This is a genomic window from Paracoccus sp. MKU1 (genome assembly GCF_001447385.1).
Lineage (GTDB): Bacteria > Pseudomonadota > Alphaproteobacteria > Rhodobacterales > Rhodobacteraceae > Paracoccus.
The window spans coordinates 13,168-32,898 of the sequence record NZ_LLWQ01000103.1 but is presented as its reverse complement, the minus strand read 5'-3'; the positions used below and the strand labels follow the sequence as shown (position 1 = coordinate 32,898).

Sequence of the window (19,731 nt, the reverse complement as noted above, 5' to 3'; positions counted from 1 at the left end):
CGCTTCCGCTGCCGATCCCGCGTCCCCCGACCGCACGCCGGACGATGCCCCTTCGCTCGTCCCGGCGGCACCGGACGCACTCACCGCCTTGCAGTCGGAGGGGCTGTTCGTCGCCCGCGATGCCGGTGGGGACCGGCCATGAGCAGCGGCACCGCAATTCGCATCCCATCGGGCGCTGGCGTGTCATGGAGGGCGCAGAGGGTGGCGGCAGGCACCACGACCGAAAGATGGCAGGATAAAAGCGCGCACGGTGCGGCTCAGGCGGGCGGTTGTTTTTGTTCATGTTTCTGGCGCGTTTCGCACCGTGCGGCGCTATCGCGCACCGTGTGCTTCGCGTCCATCTTCCTGATTTTATTCTCTGTTTTGCACCGTGCGGGGATGTGCCATGTCCGATGAGCACGAGTTCCGCATCCGTCCGGGGCGCATCCGCTCAACTCGTGCGCAGCAAACCCGGCCCTTCATCGCGCAGGCACTTGCCGCCGCGAAGAAGGCCGGAGGCGGCGTCTCGCGATCCGGTCGCGTCACATCCGGCAATCGTTCCCGCTTCGGGCGCGGCCAGCGCGCCAGCGTACAGGCCAACCGCCTCATCACCTCCCGTACACGCGGCGCCGTCGTCAAGGCACGCGTCGTTCGCCACATGGCGTCGTCGGCGCCGCTTGGTGCGCATCTTGATTACCTGCGCCGTGACGGCGTGACCCGAGACGGAGAGAAGGCAAGGCTGTTCGGGCCGGGAACGGAGGATGCCGATGGTCGCGCTTTCGCGGAGCGCTGCGGTGATGACCGGCATCATTTCCGGTTCATCGTCTCGCCTGACGACGCGCTGGATATGTCCGACCTCCGATCCTTCACCGACGATCTTGTCGGCCAGATGGAAAAGGATCTCGGCACGCGCCTCGATTGGGTGGCGGTCGATCACTGGAACACGGCGCATCCGCATGTCCATCTGATCGTGCGCGGCACCCGCGACGACGGGCAGGATCTCGTGATTTCCCGAGACTACATCAAGGAGGGGATGCGGGACCGGGCGCGCGATCTCATCACCCTGGATCTGGGGCCGCGCACCGATCTCGACATCCGCCGCAGCCTTGAGGCCCAGATCGAGGCGGAACGCTGGACACAACTCGACCGGCAGCTTGCCCGCGACGCTGGCAAATCCAGTATCGTCGATCTCGCCCCGCTCGCTGATCACCCGCAGGACGAGTTCCACACGCTGAAGGTCGGTCGGCTGCGCACCCTTGAAATCCTCGGGCTGGCCGATCAGATCGGCCAGTCGCAGTGGTTCATCAAGCCCGAGGCTGAAGCGGTCCTACGCGAGCTTGGCGAGCGTAGTGACATCATCAAGCGCATGCACCGCGCCCTGACCGAACGCGGCATCGAGCGCGGCTCCGCCAGCTATGTCCTCGCCGGTGAAAGCCTCGACGTTCCGGTTATCGGCCGTCTGGTCGAACGCGGCCTTGATGACGAGTTGAAGGGCACCGCCTATGCCGTGGTCGACGGCGTCGACGGCCGCAGCCATCATATCAAGCTGCCGCATCTGGATGCCGCCGGCGACAGCCCGCCTGGCTCGATTGTCGCGCTGCGCGCTTATGAGGACGCGCAAGGCGCGCGCCGTGTCGCGCTTGCCGTCCGCTCCGATCTTGATCTCGGTGCGCAGATCGGCGCCTCGGGTGCGACCTGGCTCGACCGGCAGGCCATCGCCCGCGAGCCCATCGCCCTATCGGACAGCGGCTTCGGCACCGAGGTCCGTCAGGCTCTGGACGAACGCGCGGAGCATCTGATCGGCGAGGGTTACGCCGAGCGGCAGGGCGGGCGCGTCATCTTCGCGCGGCGGCTGCTCAACACGCTGCGCAGGCGCGAACTCGACAGTCTTGCCGAGAAGCTCGCGACTGAAACCGGCATGTCCTTCGAGCGCGCCGCCAGCGGTGAGTATGTCGCCGGTTCCTATCGCCAGCGCTTCGCGCTCGCCTCGGGCCGCTTCGCCATGATCGACGACGGCCTCGGCTTCCAGCTCGTGCCCTGGTCGCCCTCTTTGGAAAAGCAGATCGGCCGTCATGTCTCCGGCGTCGCCCGCGACGATGGCGGTGTCGATTGGGACTTCGGGCGCAAGCGCGGCCTCGGCCTCTGACCTCAACCGGAAAGGAACACGCCCATGTCCGCAACGAAGATCCTATGGGGACAGATCGCCATCGTCTTCCTCATCATCCTCGCCACCACCTGGGGCGCCACCCAGTATGTCGCCTGGAGCCTCGGCTATCAGGCGCGGCTCGGGCCGCCCTGGTTCGTGCTGTTCGGCGTGCCGGTCTATTATCCGCCCGCGATCTTCTGGTGGTGGTATTTCTATGAAGCCTATGCGCCACCGATCTTCGCCAAGGGCGGGATCATCGCAGCCTCGGGCGGCTTCATCGCCATTACGGTCGCCATCGGCATGTCGGTTTGGCGGGCGCGCGAGGCGAAGGGCGTCGCCACCTACGGTTCGGCGCGATGGGCCTCAAAGCCCGAGGTGAAGGCTGCGGGCCTGCTCGATCCCGATGGTGTCATCCTCGGCCGATATGACCACGAGTATCTGCGGCATGATGGCCCCGAGCATGTGCTGTGTTTCGCGCCGACCCGTTCGGGCAAGGGCGTCGGCCTGGTGGTGCCGACGCTGTTGACCTGGCCGGGCTCGGCTATCGTCCACGACATCAAGGGCGAGAACTGGCAACTCACCTCCGGTTTCCGGGCACTCCATGGCCGCGTGCTGCTGTTCGATCCGACCAACCCGAAATCCTCGGCCTATAATCCCCTGCTCGAAGTGCGTCGTGGCGAGTGGGAGGTGAGGGACGTGCAGAACATCGCTGATATCCTCGTCGATCCCGAAGGCAGCCTCGACAAGCGCAACCATTGGGAAAAGACCTCCCATTCGCTCCTCGTCGGTGCGATCCTGCATGTTCTCTATGCCGAAACTGACAAGACGCTGGCTGGTGTGGCCAGGTTCCTGTCCGATCCCAAGCGTCCGGTGGACTCCACCCTGCGCGCCATGATGACAACCGCGCATCTGGGTGAGGCGGGTCCGCATCCGGTCGTGGCCAGTGCGGCGCGCGAGCTGCGCAACAAGTCCGAGAACGAGCGGTCGGGCGTGTTGTCGACGGCGATGTCGTTTCTCGGCCTCTATCGCGATCCCGTCGTGGCCGAGGTCACGCGCCGCTCCGACTGGCGGATCAGCGATATTGTGGCCGGCGATCAGCCGACCACGCTCTACCTCGTCGTGCCGCCTTCCGACATCAACCGCACCAAACCCCTGATGCGATTGCTGCTCAATCAGGTTGGCCGTCGCCTCACCGAGGATCTGCAAGCGAATGCCGGAAGGCATCGGCTGCTCTTGATGCTCGACGAGTTTCCAGCGCTCGGGCGGCTGGACTTCTTCGAGACGGCGCTGGCCTTCATGGCGGGCTACGGCCTCAAGAGCTTCCTGATCGCGCAGTCGCTGAACCAGATCGAGAAAGCCTATGGGCCGAACAACTCGATTCTCGACAACTGCCATGTCCGCGTGAGCTTCGCCACCAACGATGAGCGCACCGCCAAGCGCGTGTCGGACGCCCTCGGCACCGCCACCGAGATGAAGGCGATGAAGAACTATGCCGGGCACCGGCTGTCGCCCTGGCTGGGGCATCTCATGGTCTCGCGCTCGGAAACCGCGCGCCAGTTGCTCACGCCGGGCGAGATCATGCAGCTCCCACCACATGAGGAGATCGTCATGGTGGCGGGCATCCCGCCGATCCGGGCGACGAAGGCGCGCTACTTTGAGGATGCCCGGTTTCAGGAGCGCGTTCTTTCCCCGCCTGATCTGACGCGCCCGGAAGGAACCCGTGCCGACGACTGGACCGCGTTGCCGATCCCGGCGCGACCCGGTCCTGCCGAGGATGACGAGGACCACATGAGGGATGATGAAGATCCGACCGAATCCGAACGCCGCTTGCAGCCCGAACTCAGCCGCGTGAAGCCGGTGGAGAAGAAAAAGCCCATCGAGAACGAGTTCGAGCCCGATCTTTCCGATGACGTGGAAGAAGATGTTGCCCGGAACCGACGCATGATCCGCCAGGTGCAGGGGATTGCCCGGCAGGTCGCCATGGACCCGAACGACGGCATGGAGCTGTAGCGCCATGACACGCCACAGGAAGAAATCGAAGATCACGATCTATCTTGACCCCGATGTCACCTCGGCGCTGGCGGACTTTGCGGCACGCCGGGATCGCTCGCAATCCATGATCGCCGAAGCCGCCATCGCGTCGTTCCTGTCGCCGGACGATGCCGAGCGGCGCGAAGCGGTTGTCGTCAAGCGCCTCGACCAGCTCGACCGCCGCATGGCGCGGCTTGAGCGGGACGTCGGCATCGCCGTCGAAAGCCTGGCGGTGTTCATTCGGTTCTGGGTCACGACAACGCCGGCGCTGCCTGAGCCAGCGGCGAAGGCCGCGAAGGCCAAGTCGGCGGAACGATATGAGGCGTTCATCACCGCACTCGGCCGGCGCCTCGCGCAGGGGCCGAAGCTCCGGCAGGAAATCTCGGAGGATGTGGCCGGATCAGAACAGGGTGCGGGGACACACTGATTGGTATACCATTTCGAGCCCATCAGCGACATTCAGGCAGACTGCGGTATGGCGCAGCCCCTCACGGATGCGGAAGAAGACCCGGCCCAAAGTAGACATTCGAGCGCTGTCGATCCTGCCTGGCGACATGTCCGAAAGCGGACACCGCACTCTTGCCGAACGGAAATCCACCCAATCAGTAAGACACGGCGGCGGCCTTCGGCGGATACTTGCGGTTCAAGCTGTGCAAAGCGCTGTTCGCTCGGTATCGTTGGCCAAGGGCGGGAGGGATGTTCAGCAGTGGAAATAAGTAGACTTAAAATATCAAACTTTCGCTCTATCAAAGAGGCAGACATTCAGTTTGGCGCGGTTACAGTCCTTATAGGAACCAACAACGCCGGAAAGTCGGCGATACTGGAAGCGATCCGCATCGCGCTTACCAGACGGTGGGGACAGCGCGGAACCGGATTCACTGAATATGATGTGCATCTGTGCGACGGTAGGCCAGATCCAAAAGTCGGCGATCCCGTCGTTATCGAGGTCGAGTTCCAGGAGGCTGTCGCCAACGAGTGGCCCGAGGACCTCCACGGCGAACTCGAAGACATCATCCAACTCGATCCAGTGACCGGCCGCGCGTCAATAATCATGCGCGTCAGCTGCTCATGGGAAGCGGCCGAAGAGAGTTTCGTGCCACGATGGGAATTCCTGAACGTCGAAAGGAACCCACTCGCCGGGCGCGGCGCTCGCGCCGTCAATCTCCAGGAGTTCTTCCAGTTTCTGCCCGTCTTCTACCTTGAGGCGCTCCGCGACGTCACGGACGAGTTTTCCTCAAGGAGCCAGTTCTGGGGCAAGTTGCTCCGGACGGTGCAAATCCCTGAACCTCTCGAGCAGAAATCAAAGCGGATCTTCGACCTTCTGAATCGACGCTTGCTCGACGCTGATCCGCTTCTGGCCAATCTTGCCAACGGTCTTTCCCATATCAGCCGCGTCGCCGCCACCGACGTCCCAGGCCAGGCGGACTTGCGGCTGCTGCCCCTCAATACATGGGATATCCTCTCGAAGGCGGAGGTCATCTATCAGACGGAGGGCGGCAAACCGTGGCTACCGTTGGCGCGGCACGGTCAAGGCGTGCAGAGCCTTTCCGTCATGTTCCTCTTCAAAGCCTTCGTTGAGCTGATCCTGAGCGATCTGTACCGGCCCGAAAGCACAGCTGTCCTGGCTCTTGAGGAGCCGGAGACACATCTCCATCCTCAGGCGGCCCGCAGCCTTTGGCGTCATATCACTGAGCTCCCAGGCCAGAAGATCGTAACGACACATTCGCCGTACTTCCTACAGCACGTTCCGTTCCGCGATATCCGCGTCGTCCGTGTCGAGGCCAACGGCACAACTGTAAGCTCTCTCCCCCGTCAATTCCGCGCGCCCGTCCCGCATGTTCCCCAGATTGACGCCATCATCGCAGCCTCCGCCGGCCTCATCACTTATGACCGCGGTCTCAACGAACTCGTGCTGTCCGGCGCTCTGCCCCAAAACCAGTATCGCGATCTCCTCATCGCCTACGGCGGACGCCCTGACACACAGACCATCCACGCCGCGCTGCGTAAGGCATCCGATGCATCGCAGGAGTTCGTCTCGGACGCGGAACTGGAGCAGCTGGAGACATTTGCTCGGCGGATCCGTGGCGAAATATTCTTCGCACGCCGCTGGCTTCTCGTGGAGGGCCCGTCCGATTACCATCTGGTTCATGGCATCGCCAAGGGCCTTGGCTACGACCTTGATGAACACGGCGTCGCCGTCATCGATTTCCAGAACAATGGCAGCCCCGAGATTATGCGTGAGTCATTGTCTCAGCTTTCCACTCTGGGAAGGTAGAGGCAGACGGTTTCTGGGACGGCCATCCCAGGAACTGGTGACGGGCGGGCCTCCCCGAGGAATGACCCGACGAGCGGTCGCAAAATATCTTGCCACCCGTCACATCTGTCAGGCCATCCGAACGGTAGAGGGGCCTTCGCGGCCGTGCATAATCAAGGATCACGACAAGCATATGAGCAGCAACTTCCACGAAGGCCATCGCACGAATATCATTGCGTTTGAGGTTTCTAAAGCGAGCCTAACCGTCCACAGCCTGCCCGACGACCGGCAGGTCACCATCCCAAACACCGCGCCCGCGATCAGACGCTTGCTCAAAGCAAAGACGAAAGGCAGCAACCCTTTCGTGATCTGCGAGGCATCCGGTGGATATGAGCGCCATGTTCTGAATTGCGCAGTCGAGGTGGGGCTTTCAGCCCATCGGGCGCATGGCACGCGGACACGGAATTTCGCGAAATTCTTGGGCCTCTCTGCCAAGACAGACGCGGTGGATGCGCGAATGCTCGCGCTATTCGCCGCCAAGTCGGTCGATCTGCGGCTATGGCAGCCACCCGCCCCAGAGACGGTCGAGCTGCGTGGCTTGCGGCGGCGGCGCGATGATCTGGCACAGATGATCCGCATCGAGCAAAACAGGTTGGAGCATCCGCAAATCAAGCATGTGGAACGCTCTCTGAAGCGTCATGTTCGCGCCATGAGCAACGAGATCAAGGAGCTCGATACTCAGATCGCCGCATTGGTCGCCGCAACGCCGGAGTTTCGGCAGAAGTCGGGCCTGCTGACGTCTGTGATCGGCGTGGGGCTAAAGACGGCAGCGGCCTGTCTGGCTTATCTTCCAGAGCTGGGGTCGCTGACCAAAGGAGAGGCTGCTTCGATTGTCGGTCTTGCGCCCCATGCTCAGGATTCAGGGACGCTGAAAGGACGCCGCCGCATTTCAGGAGGCAGGCGTGAGGTCAGGTCGAGCCTCTATATGGCGGCATTGACTGCCCTCCGCCTCGACCCGGCGATGCAAGCTTTCGCGCACCGCCTGAAAGAGCGTGGCAAGCCCGCGAAAGTGGTCATCACCGCAATCATGCGGAAGCTCGCCGTCATCCTGAACGCGGTGCTCAAGACTGGGGAGCCTGCGCGTCGAACTCATTCGGCATAGCGATTGCGGACCTTCGCTCGCCTGCGCACGAACAACCGCTGTGCGGGACTTTTCGGGCTTTCGCTGCGCCGTTCACGAAGGTCCGTTGCCCCCTCTTCTTCAGGGTGGACTAAGCATCGAGTAACGCATCGATCACCGCGCATTCTGGGGCAGCATCGCCGGTGCATCGCGCAACAGTGTCCGACAGGACGCGCTCGATGCGCTGCAGATCGGCAATCTTGGCCTGAACGTCAGTCAGATGATCTTCGGCGATGATCTGCACCTCGGCGCATGTCCGGGATCGGTCATCGACCAGCCCAAGCAGCCCGCGAACCTCTTCGAGAGAAAAGCCTAGATCGCGGGACCGCATGACGAATTTCAGCCGCTTGACGTGGGCATCGTCGTAGCTTCGGTAGCCCTTCGTACTGCGCGGCGGGTCCGGCATGATCCCGATTTTCTCGTAATAGCGAATGGTTTCCAGGTTGCAGCCCGTTGCGCGGGCCAAATCGCCCCGCCGAATTGATCTCACGCTTGTGTTACTCATTGTGCCGAAAAATCCCTTGAGCCTGTATCAACTACAGACCCTAGAACGGTGGAAACATCTGTTCAAGGAAGATTCGATGGAACAACATTTGGCGGAACTTCCGCAATCTCAGTCGCAGAAAATTGGCGACGAAACCACCAAGGGATGGGGCGTGACCGGCCTCGGCGTCCTCGGTGCGCTGGCGATGACTTCTTGCTGCATCCTTCCATTGGTGCTGGTCAGCTTTGGCGTGACAGGCGTGTTCATCGCGCAGCTCGGGGCGCTCTATGCCTACAAATGGTACACCTTCGCGCTGAGCGCCGCGTTTTTGGGATACGGCTTCTACAAGGCTTACAAGCCTGTAGATGCCGAGGCCTGTGCCGATGGCACCTGCGCCCGCCCCATCGACCGCCGCATCATGCGCGCAACCCTCTGGGCCGCTTCCGCGATTGTCGCTGTCGCCATGATCTTTCCCTACATCACCCCCTTCATCCTGAAATTCTGAACGAGGACCATGACCATGAAGCATCTCCTGTTATCCGCCCTGGCCATCGTCGCACTCTCGACCCCGGCCCTCGCTGAAGAGCGCCAGGTCGAGATCGCCGTCAGCGAACTGACATGCCCGTCCTGTTCGTTCATTGTTGCCAGCTCGATGCGCGGTGTTCCGTCGGTCGAGATCGCCGCATTCGAGGACGGCCCCGAATACGGGCAGGGTGTTTACAGCGTGACCTACGATGACGCCGAAACTTCCATCGAAAGCATCATCGGCGCGGTGACGGCCAATGGCTATCCGGCGCAGGTGCTGCCCGACACAGCCTCCTGAGCCGCCTGCAATGCGTGACAATCTCCTGCAATGCGTGACAATCTGATGGGTGGCCTGCTGGCCTTCGGAATAGCAGCTCCGGTCGTGGTCGTCTGCTGCGGCGGCGGAACTGCCGTGCTTGCAGCGTTGTTCGGCGGCGTTGGGGCTTGGCTCTCTGGAATGAGTGGCATTGCCGTGCTGGTTTTGGCGGGTCTGACCTACCTGATCGTCCGCGCACTGCGTCGTTCGCAAATGAAACGCGCCTCCGGCCCCGACCCATCACAGAGAAAGACGGCTCCTTGACTGACACACCTGAAAATTCCGACCGTCTGCTGAAATGGGGGCTTGGCGGTGCGCTCTTCGCCGCGCTCTGCTGCTTTACACCGCTTCTGGTCGTCATCGTCGCTGGCGTCGGATTGTCGGCCCTCACGGGCTGGCTCGATTACGCCCTGTTCCCGCTGCTGTTTTTCAGCCTCGCCGTGGTGGCACAGGCCCTTTGGCTGCGCGCTGGCAAACCGGGACCGGCCCCGAAACTTTGGGCCACCGGCCTCGCGGTGGCCCTGTCGATCCTGATCATTCTTCTCGAATTCAGGTTCGCAATACGGATCACAATCGGCGTTTTCGCCGCCACAGCACTCTACGCGGTTCTCCTGAACCGTGCGCAAAAGAAAGGATCGCTCTTATGATGATGGGATGTTGCACCGCCACCGGCATGGTCTTCGGCCTCCTCGGCATGTTGACACCGCTGATCGCCATCGGCGCGGTCATATATCTGCTCGCCGCCAGACCAAAAGACCCCGAACATGGCGAGGCGCGCTGAGATGAAAGACCTGAACAAAACCGACGATGAACAGGGCGGCTATGACCTGATCGTTCTTGGGGCCGGATCGGCGGGGTTCTCCGCCGCAATTACCGGCGCGGATGCCGGAAAGCGTGTCGCCCTCGTAGGACATGGCACCATCGGCGGAACTTGCGTCAACGTGGGATGCGTGCCCTCCAAGGCGATGATCCGTGCGGCAGAGGCCGTGCACTGTGCGGGGGCTGCCAAGCGGTTCCCCGGCCTGTCGGGACGGGCACAAGTGGATGATTGGCAGACGCTCGTTCAGTCCAAGGACGATCTGGTCACGACCCTGCGCCAGAAGAAATACGCGGACCTTCTGCCGGAATATGAGGATGTCGATTACATCGACGCCGGTCCCGCGCGGCTGATCGAAGGTGGCGTGACAGTCGGTGAGCGAACCCTGAAAGCACCGAGGACCATCATCGCCACGGGCGGGCGTCCCGTTCTGCCGACCATCGACGGCATCGAGGAAATCGGCGCGCTCAACAGCACCAGTCTTCTGGAACTCGAAGTACTGCCGAAAAGCCTGATCTTCATCGGCGCGGGCTACATCGGCGCGGAGCTGGCCCAGATGATGAGCCGCATGGGCGTGAAGGTCACGCTTGTCGCCCGTTCGCATCTGTTGCCCGGCGCGGAACCAGAGGTCTCGGAGGCATTGGCGGCGGCGTTCGAGGCCGAAGGCATCACTCTTCTGACCGGGTTAAGCTACGACACTGTGCGCCGCGACGACGCGGGCGTGACACTGCGCGTGATCCAGAACGGAAAGCCTGTCGAAGTGACGGCGGATCACCTCGTTTCGACCGCTGGCAGGCGGGCCAATACCAAAGATATGGGCCTGGACGCAATCGGCGTGGAAACCGACGCGCGTGGGTCCATCGTCGTCGGCGAGGACATGCAGACATCGGTGCGCGGCATCTATGCCGCAGGCGATGTGACCGACCGCGACCAGTTCGTCTATATGGCGGCCTATGGTGCAAAGCTCGCGGCCAAAAATGCGGTTCTCGGCGAAGACCATCGCTACGACAACGCCGCGATGCCCTGGGTGGTGTTTTCCGACCCGCAGGTCGCGGGCGTCGGTCTCGGTGAAGCCCAGGCGCGGGACGCGGGCCTCGACGTCAAGACGTCCATCGTACCGCTCGATCAGGTGCCGCGCGCACTGGCCGCACGCGACACGCGCGGATTGATCAAGCTGGTGGCGGACAGAAAGTCCGACCGGCTGCTTGGCGGCCAGATCATCGCGCCCGAGGGGTCCGATACGATCCAGACCCTCGTTATGGCGCTGAAGTTTGGCATGACCACAAAGGCGCTCGGGGAGACGATCTTCCCCTATCTGACGACCGTGGAAGGGCTGAAGCTGGCGGCGCAAACCTTCGATATGGACGTGGCAAAGTTGAGCTGCTGCGCCGGATGAAGATCAGGACAAGGACCGGAGAATGAATGAAGACTACGACCTGATCGTCATCGGGGCGGGCATGGCGGGCGTGGCCGCGGCCAACAAATGTGGCGCGGCAGGATGGCGTGTCGCCATTGTCGATGCGCTGCCCTACGGCGGCACCTGCGCATTGCGCGGCTGCGATCCAAAGAAAATCCTGCGGCGCGGTGCGGAAATCATGGACGCGGCACGGCTCATGCAGGGCAAGGGGATCGATCCCGGTGATCTGTCGATCAACTGGGCCGATCTGATGGCACACAAGCGTGGCTTCACCGATCCCGTGCCGGACAAGATGGAAAAGGGCCTGTCGGGCAACGGCGTCGAAACCCTGCATGGAGCCGCGCGGTTCACGGGAAGCAACACGCTGGAGGTCGATGGAACGGCATATCAGTCGGAACGGTTCCTCGTGGCCGCCGGTGCCATGCCCAGGCCGCTGAGCTTCACAGGGGCCGATCTCGTGATCGACAGCACGGATTTCCTCAACCTGGAGGCCCTTCCCAATCGGGTTCTTTTTATCGGTGGCGGCTTCGTGTCCTTCGAGTTTGCGCATATCGCCGCACGGGCCGGAGCCAACCCGATCATCGTGGATCGTGGCGCCCGGCCCTTACGCGGCTTCGATCCCGATCTGGTCGAAATGCTGATCGACCGCAGCGGCGGTATCGGCGTGGACCTGATGCGCGAAACCGAAATCGTGTCGGTCTCGGAAGCCAGTAGAGCATTCACTGTCGAGGTGAAGTCGGGCGATGAAACCCGAACAATCGAAACCGATCTGGTCGTGCATGGCGCGGGCCGTGTGGCAGCCCTGGCCGATCTGAATCTTGAGGCGGCTGGTGTTGATTACAGCGACAAGGGCATCGTTGTAGCCCCGCATCTGCAAAGCACGACGAACAGCGCGGTCTTTGCCGCCGGAGATTGCGCCGACACCGATGGCATGCCGCTGACGCCAGTCGCAGTGATCGAAGGGAAGGTCGCGGCCTCCAACATGCTCAAAGACACTCAGACCGCACCGGATTATGCCGGTATTCCTACAGCCGTCTTCACAGTCCCGGAAGTGGCGCGTGTCGGTATGTTGGAAAGTGAGGCAAGGGACGCCGGGTATGATGTCGATGTTCGGTTCACCGACACTGGCGATTGGTATTCGAACTACCGGATCGGCGAGACCTCTGCTGCCGCGAAGGTCCTCGTGGACAAGTCGAACGGCAAGATCCTCGGCGCGCACCTGTTCGGCCCGGAATACGGCGAACTGATCAATTTCTTCGGGCTGGCAATCAAGCTGGGCCTGGCGGCCAAGCAACTTAAGTCGATGACGGCGGCCTATCCAAGTGTTGGATCGGATTTGGGCTCGCTTCTCTGAATTTGAAAGATTTTTCGCAATAGACCCGATCCTCCTCGGAACGTATGTCTGGCCCGATGAAGACGGTTCTTATCTACTTCGCCGCTGCGCTGGCCGAAATTGCCGGATGCTTTGCTTTCTGGGCCTGGTTCCGGCTGGACAAGAGCGTGTTTTGGTTGGCACCGGGCATGCTGTCCCTTGCCGCTTTCGCCTGGCTACTGGCGCTCAGCCCCGCCGATCAGGCGGGCCGCGCCTATGCAGTCTACGGTGGCGTTTACATCGTATCGTCCCTGCTGTGGCTATGGGGCGTAGAAGGGCATCGCCCGGATCAATGGGATGTAGTTGGAGCGGTCATTTGCCTTGTCGGTGCGGGTATTATTCTCTGGGCACCGCGCAGTATTTGAGAGGCAGCCGCAGACGGGGTGAAGCGCTGAATCGTTCGATTAGATCGCCTTTTGGTTCACGCGTTCCGACAACTCGGCGCTGCTTTCCCTCCGCATCGCGGCTGCGATCAAGCAGGTTTTCTACCGCCCTCGAAAGCAGCGATACATCCTTTACGCAGCATCGGTCAAAGTGGGCTCAAACCGGTCATTCGCCGCACCCCGCGCGAACGGCCGCAGTCAGCTTAGCGTAGGATTCCACACTCTCCCGCAAACGACCCCTTATGAGTAGTCAGAAAGATAACCGGCAGGCCAATCTGACGCGCGGCATCCGCGTCGAGATCGCCAGCCTCGTCTACAACATCATCGAGGTCGTCGTATCCGTCACCGTGGGACTTCTGACCGGCAGCGCGGCACTGGTAAGCTGGGGTCTCGACAGCACGGTCGAAGCCACCTCAGCCGCGACGCTGATCTGGCGCTTGAAGGGGGAGAAGGACGGTGCCGGCAAGCGCACGGTCCTGCACCGCAAGAAGGTCGCGCTCTACGTGGTTGCCTGTGCCTTCTGGATCGTCGTCGCGGCGATCCTCTACGAGGCGGTCTCCGCCTTCATTTCGCAGAAGGCGCCGGGCTTCAACTGGTGGGGTATCGCGATTCTGGGTGCTTCGCTCGTGGTCAACCCGTTCCTCGCCTGGGGCAAGTATCGCTATGGCAAACGGCTCGATGCGCCCGCCCTGAAGTACGATGCCAAGGACACCATGATCTGCCAGTATCAGACAATCGTGGTGTTGGCCGGGATCGGTCTGACGCAATGGATGGGCTGGTGGTGGGCCGACCCGGTCGCGGCGCTTCTGATCGTGCCCTACGTTGCGTGGGAAGCGTTTGAGGCCACCAAGGATGCGCGGTCGGTCGAGCCGGAGGAGGCCGACGCTACTGCCGACGCCTGACGTTGCGCATGATGAACCGGGATTTAGGCATGGGCGGCAGTTCTTCGGTTTCCAGATCCAGATCCTGATCTGGCACTTCGTAGTCGATGGCGTTCACGAAGAAACTGCAAAACGCCTTCATCTGGCTGATCGCGATCCACTCGCCCGGACAACGGTGGTTCCTGTGGTGATCACCACCGCCCTGCGGAATGAAGTCGTAGGGGGTGACCTCCCGATCGTGAAACCGCTCGGGCCGGAACTCTTGCGGCGCGTCCCACGAGCGAGCGTCGGTATTTGTGCCGTAGAGGTCGAGCAGAACCCTGTACCCTTTGGAAAAGCGATATCCGCGCCACTCGAAATCACTCTTCACCCGTGCCGCGACCGCGGGAAAGAACGGATACAGACGGCGGACCTCTTGCACGAAAGGTTCGAGCTGTCCCTCGTCGTCCTTCAGCTTTTGCCGCCACTCGGGATGCCGATGCAGGGCATGCGCCGCCTGGGCGATGAACGCAGAGACGGCGACGATCGGGCGTACTACGTTCAGAAGCTCCACGGCGGCAACCTTGGAGGTCAGCAGCTCCCCATTCAGATCGCGCCACGTCGCGACGACATGGGCGGCGCTTTCCTGTCCTGTCTGAAGGCTTCCGTCGCGCAGCCGTTCAATAATCCCGGCTGTCCAACGCTCTGCGCGATGCCGCGCCAGACGCGCACCCCAGTGCTTCCAGCCGACCGCCCCGGCGTCTTGGAAGAGCGCCGTCATCTGCGCCGTCCGCGTCTCGACCTCCGCTTCGGGAAGCGGCACGCCCGACCAGGCGCAGGCAGCTCTGGTGAGGATTTCGCGCACTTCGTCGTAGAGAACGACCTTCTCCGCCGCTTGCCAGTCCCGTGCGTAGCGGTCCAACAGGTCCCGCGTCGTGTTTTCGAGAGCTTCGATCCGCTCCGACGCCATGAGTGACATAAACATCCGCTTCCGATGACGGTGGGCCTCGCCATCGAGCCCCTGGATGCCCTTTTCGCCGAGCAGGGTTCTCTGGATACGCTTCGGCATCGAGCCTGCGCGCACGAGCCCATCCTCGGAATAGAAGACCTCCGCAGCTGCGGCACCAGTCATGCAGATCGTCTTTTGAAAGAGGATGCGGGTCTCGAACAGGTCGCCCTCAAGATCGCGGCATGTGTCCGGAATGAACTCATATGGGTTGCGCAGCAGGGCAAGCGTGCTGTCGATGCCCTTTGCGGATGGAATGCTGGACATCGATTATTTCCCCGTAACGTTTTCTTCTCGGTGGTTACGTTCGGGCTTGTTCTGCGCCGAGCGGAAGCTGTCCCAGAACAGCAGGGCCGCACCGCAGAAAATCGCCACATCCGCAAGATTGAAGGACGGCCAGTGGTATGTTCCGTAATGGAAATCCAGAAAATCCGGGACGGCCTGATAACGCAGCCGGTCGAGGACATTGCCGAGCGCGCCGCCGATGATCAGACCGAGAGCGGCAGCCGTCAGCCTGTCCGGCGCGCGCCACAACCAGATCAGCAGCCATGCCACGATCACGCCAGCAAGCGCGATGAGACCCCACCAAGGCACGATCCCGCCCAGCATACCGAAGCTGACTCCATCGTTCAGAACCCGCACGAGATTGAGAAAGGGTAGAACCTCGACGCCGCGCTCAAGCGCCGGTGTGTTCAGCGCAAGCGCCTTGGTACCCTGATCGAGGCCGAACGCCGCGATCGCGCAGAGCCCGCCCAGAACGCGGCTGTTCATGCCGCTGCCTTCAGATCGGCCCGCGCATCGCGGATGATTGCCCAAGACGAGTGCAGGAACAGTCCGGCGATGCCGAAGGCGACGATGAGGTCCGGCCAGGCGCTGCCCAGCCACGCCACGAGACCGGCGGCAACGACAACCGCCGCATTGCCGATGGCGTCGTTGCGCGAGAATAGCCAGACGGCCCGCATGTTCGCGTCGCCCTTGCGGAACCGCAGCAGCGGCAGAACGGAGATGACGTTGACGACAAGGGCGATCATGCCAAGCAGGCCCATTAGACCTGCATCCGGCGTCGTCCGTTCGAAGACTCGCACGATGGTCGTGCCGAGGACGCCAAGGCCGAGCAGGCCGAGGAAGATGCCTTGGATCAAGGCCGACCGTGCCCGCCAGGCGAGGCTCCAGCCGATGGCCAGCAGGCCAAGGAAGGTGATCGCGCCGTCGCCGATGAAATCGAGCGCATCGGCCTTCACCGCCTGCGATCCGGAAATGAAACCGCCGATCATTTCGAGGACCCCGTATCCCACGTTCAGGATCACGACGATCCAGAGGGCACGGCGGTAGGCCGGGTCCTGATGGGCGGGATTCGGCGGAATGTCTTCATCGCCCTCGATCCGGTCGAAGCCATAGCCTGTCACCGCGACTGCCTTTTCGATGTCCGGCAGGCGCACTTCGGGTGCAGTCAGTGTCATGATGTGCGTCGCGGCCGACACTTTCACATCGCCGGGCGCGACCCCGGCTGCCTGTGCCGCCCGCTCGATCTGCGCGGCATCCTTGGCGCAATCCATACCGGAAACCCGGTAACGGACGGGCGGGACATCTGCCGTCGATCCGGCATTTTCGGTGTTGGCCATGGTCGCGCTATTCCTGCTAGGATGAATCGAAGAACAACATATCAGCGAGGAGTGATATGGCGCAATTGGTCGATGACCGCAAGAGCGCAACCATCGAGCGACGGGCGAAGCTGTTCCGCGGCTTCGCGGACCCGAGCCGCCTGGCCATCCTCGGTGCACTTTGCAACGAGCCATTGGCCGTTCACGAGATCGTCGAGCGGACCGAACTATCGCAACCCAACGTCTCCAACCATCTGAGGTGCCTGCTGGACTGCGGGCTTGTCGCCAGCGACCGCGAAGGGCGCTTCATCCGTTACCGTATCAGCAACCCGCGCATCACGGTCCTTCTGAACGATGTGGACGCACTTCTCGACGTGGTCGCAAAGGGTGTTGAGGCGTGTGACAATTATCGTGAGGCGTGAGTCAGAACGGACGGCCGGTCGACTCGGCGCAGATCGGTTGGAAAGATGTTGTCCGTGTGCAGGGTCCGACCGGAATCCTGCTGAGGTTCGACAAGCTGGCTTCGGAAGAGACACCATTCATGTATCACTGCCACATCCTCGAACACGAGGATGCGGGCATGATGGGGCAGTTTACGGTCACATAACAGGACCCCACCCGCTCGACACCGGGCGTCGTCAAGAGCTTACGTCTTCTTGCGGCGTTCTATCAGGTGCCGGTGTCGCCTTGTTGAAACGCATTACGGAGTATGTCTAGACCCGAACGGAGAACACCTCGCTAAGCTGCGGGTCCGCCGAAGCGGCCGTCCAGTCGCTCGGCAGCATTCGTCAAAAAGGGCTCGCTACCGACCTTCGCCGCGCCAAGCATGAACGGCAGCTCGGTATAATCCGCAAGGTTGTTGACCGAAGGCACACGGTAGATATTTGCGGTACTTGCAAGAGCGCTCGGTTATCCTTGGCTTGCCGTCGTCGATGGAGATGCCGCCGGGCTCGGCTACATCGCCAGGATCACCGCACGAAAGTTTTCCGCCGAGGAAATGGCTCGCCGCACCTTCTCGTTGCCGGCCGGTTATCTCGAACAGCAGCTCATAGCAGATGGACTGCAAAACGAACTGAAAGCAATTCTTGTCTCTTTTGGAAACGTAGGAGCAGCGGATTTTGACGATGCGACATTGATTGCGGCACTCGAGAACGACAAGAGCGGCTACGCAGCCGTCCTCGCAAAACAGTGCGCCGAGAACCCGGCGCTGGCGCAGCGCATGCCTGCATCATTCCGCAATGCAATCTTGGCATTGAGAGGCCTAACATGACCGATACCGCCCTCAACGTGGCATTGTCAGAACTGACCGAAGCACAAAGTATCGCTGTCGCTTGGCGCGATGGCCCGATGTTCGTTCTCGCCGGCCCCGGCTCCGGCAAGACCCGCGTCCTGACGACGCGGGTGGCCAAGCTGCTTGCCGATACGCCCGATCGTTCGTTCCGCGTGCTGGCTCTGACCTTCACCAACAAGGCGGCTGACGAAATGTCCGCGCGCGTCACTGCATTGGTACCTGAACAGGAACGGCGCGCTCTGATCGGGACCTTTCACTCCTTCTGCATGCAGATGCTGCAGCAGCACGGCTCCCACATTGGCATCAACCCTGATTTTGCAATCTACTCGCTCGACGTCGATCGCCAGGAAATTTTGCGCGACGCGATCAAACAGGCGGGCCTGAGCCAAAACGACGTTCGGCTTCTGTCTACCATTGACAAGCTTAAGTCGCAGCTTATCCAACCGACAGGCTCGGCCCGATACTTTCGTGATCCGTCCGATGGCGCACGGGTGGAGCAGGTATACACCGCATACGAGGCGGCGCTCACCCAAGCCAATGCCCTAGATTTTGGTTCGCTCATCGCCCAGGCCTATCGCCTTGTCACAGACTTCCCCGGCATCGCCGGACGCTATCGCAAGACCTATGCCTACTGGATGTTCGACGAGTTTCAGGACACTACCGATGGGCAGTACCGACTAATCCGCGCGCTCGCCGGCAAGGATTTCAGGAATGTCTTCGCCGTCGCCGACGATGACCAGATCATCTACCAGTGGAACGGCGCGAGCTACCAACAGATCCAGCGGTTCCGAGCCGACTTTTCCCCGCAGGAACTGCAGCTTCCCACAAACTACCGTTGTCCGCCCGCAATTGTTGCCGCCGCGAACCATCTTGTGGTCCATAATCTGCAACGCACGGCCGCCAAGCAGCCGCTGGAGGCGGGCAAGACCTCGCTGAAATATCGCGATGAACAGCACATCCGCGTCCTACGCTATTCCACCGACGAGGTGGAAGCCGCGTCGATTGCGGAAGGCATCGCCAAAATCGACCGCGCTCGATGGGGTGAAGTCGCGGTACTGGCCCGTACGCGCTACATGCTAGAAAAGCTTCAATCCGCGCTGACGCAGAAGCAGGTCAGTGCGGTCATTTCTCAGCGCCGCGATGATTTCCGATCACCTCAGTTCCTGTGGCTCACTGCCGTACTTCGCCAAGCGCTGCGCCCGCTTGATCGGCGTGCGCTGGAAACCCTGACCGGCGCTTTCAATCGTTGGTTTGGCACTGACGCCCGTGTCGATCTCATCATCACCGCCACCGAATTGACGGAACGCTCCCTGCTCGATGAATGGGCGGTAGCGGTCAAAGCCGGACTGGGTGATGATGTCAATGGCAACGCTCTCGTCGATGTAGCTGCAACCTTCGCAAAGGAGCCCGCGCGGTTCAGGCAGTTTGTTGACGCAGTCCTCGCCATGATCCCGGCGCAGGACGATGAAGCCAGTGACATTGCAGAAGACCGGGCGGCTTGGTCCGATCTTGTGAGAAGTATCGGCAAAACCATCGGCCGCGATGCGCCACTTGAACAGTTTCTCCAGGAACTGGCCATCCGCTCAAAGGAAGCCCCAGTCGGCAGCAATACCGTGACCCTTATGACGATCCACGGCGCCAAGGGGAAGGAGTTCGATCATGTTTATGTGGTCGGACTGGCGGAGGACATCTTGCCGAGCTTTCAAAGCCTGAAGGCGGGCGAGAACAGCGCTGAAATGGAAGAGGAGCGGCGCAACTGCTTCGTGGCTATCACGCGTGCGCGAGAGTGGCTCTGCCTCTCCTATGCAGACAACTATCGGGGATGGAACAAGCAACCGTCACGTTTTCTACGCGAGATGGGTTTCGTGTTGCCCGATCAACCAGCGCAATGAAGCTCTGATCAGTCCAGCACCAAGTGGTTGGCCTGCTGGACACTGATGACGAACCCACGAATGTCCGCCCCCGTCATTGCACCACGCCTCCGGCGCAGAAGCAGCGAAAGCCCGCCTTTTCGCCCCTGCTGGTCGAGCTTGCTGCAGTGCAGCCGATTACCGCGCCTCAGCAGCGAA

22 protein-coding genes are annotated in these 19,731 nt (G+C 61.7%); 18 read left to right on the top strand and 4 right to left on the bottom strand.

Annotation, left to right across the window (positions count from 1 at the left end; genetic code table 11):
- Positions 1 to 385: 385 nt before the first annotated feature.
- The 5 genes from AQY21_RS06880 to AQY21_RS28975 all read left to right on the top strand — a co-directional run bounded on the left by AQY21_RS06880 (position 386) and on the right by AQY21_RS28975 (position 7,572).
- Positions 386 to 2,125 (top strand): VirD2 family relaxase/mobilization nuclease, encoded by a 1,740-nt coding sequence (locus tag AQY21_RS06880; protein WP_058096998.1) that lies wholly within the window; start codon positions 386 to 388, stop codon positions 2,123 to 2,125.
- Between the two features lie 24 nt (positions 2,126 to 2,149).
- Positions 2,150 to 4,135 (top strand): conjugal transfer protein TraG, encoded by a 1,986-nt coding sequence (locus AQY21_RS06875; RefSeq protein ID WP_058096997.1) that lies wholly within the window; start codon positions 2,150 to 2,152, stop codon positions 4,133 to 4,135.
- A gap of 4 nt (positions 4,136 to 4,139) precedes the next feature.
- Positions 4,140 to 4,583: a CopG family transcriptional regulator gene (locus tag AQY21_RS06870; RefSeq protein WP_058096996.1), complete on the top strand. Its 444-nt coding sequence runs from the start codon at positions 4,140 to 4,142 to the stop codon at positions 4,581 to 4,583.
- Between the two features lie 279 nt (positions 4,584 to 4,862).
- The gene (locus tag AQY21_RS06865; RefSeq protein WP_161905956.1) at positions 4,863 to 6,431 is read left to right on the top strand and encodes an ATP-dependent endonuclease; all 1,569 of its coding nucleotides are present in this window, start codon (positions 4,863 to 4,865) and stop codon (positions 6,429 to 6,431) included.
- A gap of 172 nt (positions 6,432 to 6,603) precedes the next feature.
- Positions 6,604 to 7,572, top strand: coding sequence for an IS110 family transposase (locus tag AQY21_RS28975; RefSeq protein ID WP_058096994.1), 969 nt, complete (start codon positions 6,604 to 6,606; stop codon positions 7,570 to 7,572).
- 109 nt (positions 7,573 to 7,681) lie between these two features.
- Here AQY21_RS28975 and AQY21_RS06855 read toward each other — a convergent pair whose 3' ends face one another.
- A complete protein-coding gene (locus AQY21_RS06855) occupies positions 7,682 to 8,095 on the bottom strand; it encodes a helix-turn-helix domain-containing protein (RefSeq protein ID WP_153218054.1) in 414 nt (137 codons plus the stop codon).
- A gap of 76 nt (positions 8,096 to 8,171) precedes the next feature.
- On the opposite strand from AQY21_RS06855, the gene AQY21_RS06850 reads away from it, so the two are divergent.
- The 9 genes from AQY21_RS06850 (at position 8,172) to AQY21_RS06820 (ending at position 13,806) form a co-directional block, all read left to right on the top strand.
- Positions 8,172 to 8,579, top strand: a complete 408-nt coding sequence (locus AQY21_RS06850; protein WP_007803565.1) for a mercuric transporter MerT family protein — start codon at positions 8,172 to 8,174, stop codon at positions 8,577 to 8,579.
- Between the two features lie 15 nt (positions 8,580 to 8,594).
- Positions 8,595 to 8,897: a hypothetical protein gene (locus AQY21_RS06845; protein ID WP_040545980.1), complete on the top strand. Its 303-nt coding sequence runs from the start codon at positions 8,595 to 8,597 to the stop codon at positions 8,895 to 8,897.
- A gap of 30 nt (positions 8,898 to 8,927) precedes the next feature.
- The gene (locus tag AQY21_RS28520; RefSeq protein WP_072629817.1) at positions 8,928 to 9,179 is read left to right on the top strand and encodes a hypothetical protein; all 252 of its coding nucleotides are present in this window, start codon (positions 8,928 to 8,930) and stop codon (positions 9,177 to 9,179) included.
- Entirely contained in the window at positions 9,176 to 9,562 is a 387-nt protein-coding gene (gene merF / locus AQY21_RS06840) for a mercury resistance system transport protein MerF (protein WP_007803570.1), read from the top strand. The genes AQY21_RS28520 and merF overlap by 4 nt, the downstream gene beginning before the upstream one ends.
- A complete protein-coding gene (locus tag AQY21_RS28970; protein WP_007803572.1) occupies positions 9,559 to 9,696 on the top strand; it encodes a hypothetical protein in 138 nt (45 codons plus the stop codon). The genes merF and AQY21_RS28970 overlap by 4 nt, the downstream gene beginning before the upstream one ends.
- 1 nt (position 9,697) lies before the next feature.
- Positions 9,698 to 11,128, top strand: a complete 1,431-nt coding sequence (merA, locus tag AQY21_RS06835; protein WP_040545982.1) for a mercury(II) reductase — start codon at positions 9,698 to 9,700, stop codon at positions 11,126 to 11,128.
- 22 nt (positions 11,129 to 11,150) lie between these two features.
- Positions 11,151 to 12,503, top strand: a complete 1,353-nt coding sequence (locus AQY21_RS06830) for an NAD(P)/FAD-dependent oxidoreductase (RefSeq protein ID WP_007803574.1) — start codon at positions 11,151 to 11,153, stop codon at positions 12,501 to 12,503.
- A gap of 56 nt (positions 12,504 to 12,559) precedes the next feature.
- On the top strand, positions 12,560 to 12,886 hold the full coding sequence (locus tag AQY21_RS06825; protein WP_040546036.1) for a YnfA family protein: 327 nt from the start codon (positions 12,560 to 12,562) through the stop codon (positions 12,884 to 12,886).
- Positions 12,887 to 13,146: 260 nt separating this feature from the next.
- Positions 13,147 to 13,806, top strand: coding sequence for a cation diffusion facilitator family transporter (locus AQY21_RS06820; protein ID WP_082379096.1), 660 nt, complete (start codon positions 13,147 to 13,149; stop codon positions 13,804 to 13,806).
- On the opposite strand, the gene AQY21_RS06815 is transcribed toward AQY21_RS06820, so the two are convergent.
- Genes AQY21_RS06815 through AQY21_RS06805 form a run of 3 tightly spaced genes read right to left on the bottom strand, consistent with a single transcriptional unit; the run spans position 13,790 to position 16,392 of the window.
- Positions 13,790 to 15,037 (bottom strand): cytochrome P450, encoded by a 1,248-nt coding sequence (locus AQY21_RS06815; protein ID WP_047998166.1) that lies wholly within the window; start codon positions 15,035 to 15,037, stop codon positions 13,790 to 13,792. The genes AQY21_RS06820 and AQY21_RS06815 overlap by 17 nt on opposite strands.
- 3 nt (positions 15,038 to 15,040) lie before the next feature.
- Complete coding sequence (gene lspA, locus AQY21_RS06810) at positions 15,041 to 15,541, bottom strand: signal peptidase II (protein WP_009807499.1); 501 nt, start codon at positions 15,539 to 15,541, stop codon at positions 15,041 to 15,043.
- Positions 15,538 to 16,392, bottom strand: a complete 855-nt coding sequence (locus AQY21_RS06805) for a cation transporter (protein ID WP_036708216.1) — start codon at positions 16,390 to 16,392, stop codon at positions 15,538 to 15,540. Before AQY21_RS06805 ends, lspA begins: the two co-directional genes overlap by 4 nt.
- Before the next feature lie 56 nt (positions 16,393 to 16,448).
- Between AQY21_RS06805 and AQY21_RS06800 the strand changes: the two genes are divergently transcribed.
- The 4 genes from AQY21_RS06800 (at position 16,449) to AQY21_RS06795 (ending at position 19,554) form a co-directional block, all read left to right on the top strand.
- Positions 16,449 to 16,793: a helix-turn-helix transcriptional regulator gene (locus AQY21_RS06800; RefSeq protein ID WP_035746440.1), complete on the top strand. Its 345-nt coding sequence runs from the start codon at positions 16,449 to 16,451 to the stop codon at positions 16,791 to 16,793.
- On the top strand, positions 16,790 to 16,978 hold the full coding sequence (locus tag AQY21_RS27640; protein WP_035746442.1) for a multicopper oxidase domain-containing protein: 189 nt from the start codon (positions 16,790 to 16,792) through the stop codon (positions 16,976 to 16,978). The genes AQY21_RS06800 and AQY21_RS27640 overlap by 4 nt, the downstream gene beginning before the upstream one ends.
- A 390-nt stretch (positions 16,979 to 17,368) precedes the next feature.
- Positions 17,369 to 17,641: a hypothetical protein gene (locus tag AQY21_RS28515; RefSeq protein ID WP_035746443.1), complete on the top strand. Its 273-nt coding sequence runs from the start codon at positions 17,369 to 17,371 to the stop codon at positions 17,639 to 17,641.
- On the top strand, positions 17,638 to 19,554 hold the full coding sequence (locus tag AQY21_RS06795; RefSeq protein ID WP_035746445.1) for an ATP-dependent helicase: 1,917 nt from the start codon (positions 17,638 to 17,640) through the stop codon (positions 19,552 to 19,554). Before AQY21_RS28515 ends, AQY21_RS06795 begins: the two co-directional genes overlap by 4 nt.
- The last annotated feature ends 177 nt before the right edge of the window (positions 19,555 to 19,731 follow it).

Bases quoted from the DNA above. Each gene is read 5' to 3' on its own strand.
- AQY21_RS06880 (WP_058096998.1), top strand. From the start codon at position 386: ATGTCCGATGAGCACGAGTTCCGCATCCGTCCGGGGCGCATCCGCTCA.
- AQY21_RS06875 (WP_058096997.1), top strand. From the start codon at position 2,150: ATGTCCGCAACGAAGATCCTATGGGGACAGATCGCCATCGTCTTCCTC.
- AQY21_RS06870 (WP_058096996.1), top strand. From the start codon at position 4,140: ATGACACGCCACAGGAAGAAATCGAAGATCACGATCTATCTTGACCCC.
- AQY21_RS28975 (WP_058096994.1), top strand. From the start codon at position 6,604: ATGAGCAGCAACTTCCACGAAGGCCATCGCACGAATATCATTGCGTTT.
- AQY21_RS06855 (WP_153218054.1), bottom strand. From the start codon at position 8,095: ATGAGTAACACAAGCGTGAGATCAATTCGGCGGGGCGATTTGGCCCGC.
- AQY21_RS06850 (WP_007803565.1), top strand. From the start codon at position 8,172: ATGGAACAACATTTGGCGGAACTTCCGCAATCTCAGTCGCAGAAAATT.
- AQY21_RS06845 (WP_040545980.1), top strand. From the start codon at position 8,595: ATGAAGCATCTCCTGTTATCCGCCCTGGCCATCGTCGCACTCTCGACC.
- AQY21_RS28520 (WP_072629817.1), top strand. From the start codon at position 8,928: ATGCGTGACAATCTGATGGGTGGCCTGCTGGCCTTCGGAATAGCAGCT.
- AQY21_RS28970 (WP_007803572.1), top strand. From the start codon at position 9,559: ATGATGATGGGATGTTGCACCGCCACCGGCATGGTCTTCGGCCTCCTC.
- merA (WP_040545982.1), top strand. From the start codon at position 9,698: ATGAAAGACCTGAACAAAACCGACGATGAACAGGGCGGCTATGACCTG.
- AQY21_RS06830 (WP_007803574.1), top strand. From the start codon at position 11,151: ATGAATGAAGACTACGACCTGATCGTCATCGGGGCGGGCATGGCGGGC.
- AQY21_RS06825 (WP_040546036.1), top strand. From the start codon at position 12,560: ATGAAGACGGTTCTTATCTACTTCGCCGCTGCGCTGGCCGAAATTGCC.
- AQY21_RS06820 (WP_082379096.1), top strand. From the start codon at position 13,147: ATGAGTAGTCAGAAAGATAACCGGCAGGCCAATCTGACGCGCGGCATC.
- AQY21_RS06815 (WP_047998166.1), bottom strand. From the start codon at position 15,037: ATGTCCAGCATTCCATCCGCAAAGGGCATCGACAGCACGCTTGCCCTG.
- lspA (WP_009807499.1), bottom strand. From the start codon at position 15,541: ATGAACAGCCGCGTTCTGGGCGGGCTCTGCGCGATCGCGGCGTTCGGC.
- AQY21_RS06805 (WP_036708216.1), bottom strand. From the start codon at position 16,392: ATGGCCAACACCGAAAATGCCGGATCGACGGCAGATGTCCCGCCCGTC.
- AQY21_RS06800 (WP_035746440.1), top strand. From the start codon at position 16,449: ATGGCGCAATTGGTCGATGACCGCAAGAGCGCAACCATCGAGCGACGG.
- AQY21_RS28515 (WP_035746443.1), top strand. From the start codon at position 17,369: ATGGCTCGCCGCACCTTCTCGTTGCCGGCCGGTTATCTCGAACAGCAG.
- AQY21_RS06795 (WP_035746445.1), top strand. From the start codon at position 17,638: ATGACCGATACCGCCCTCAACGTGGCATTGTCAGAACTGACCGAAGCA.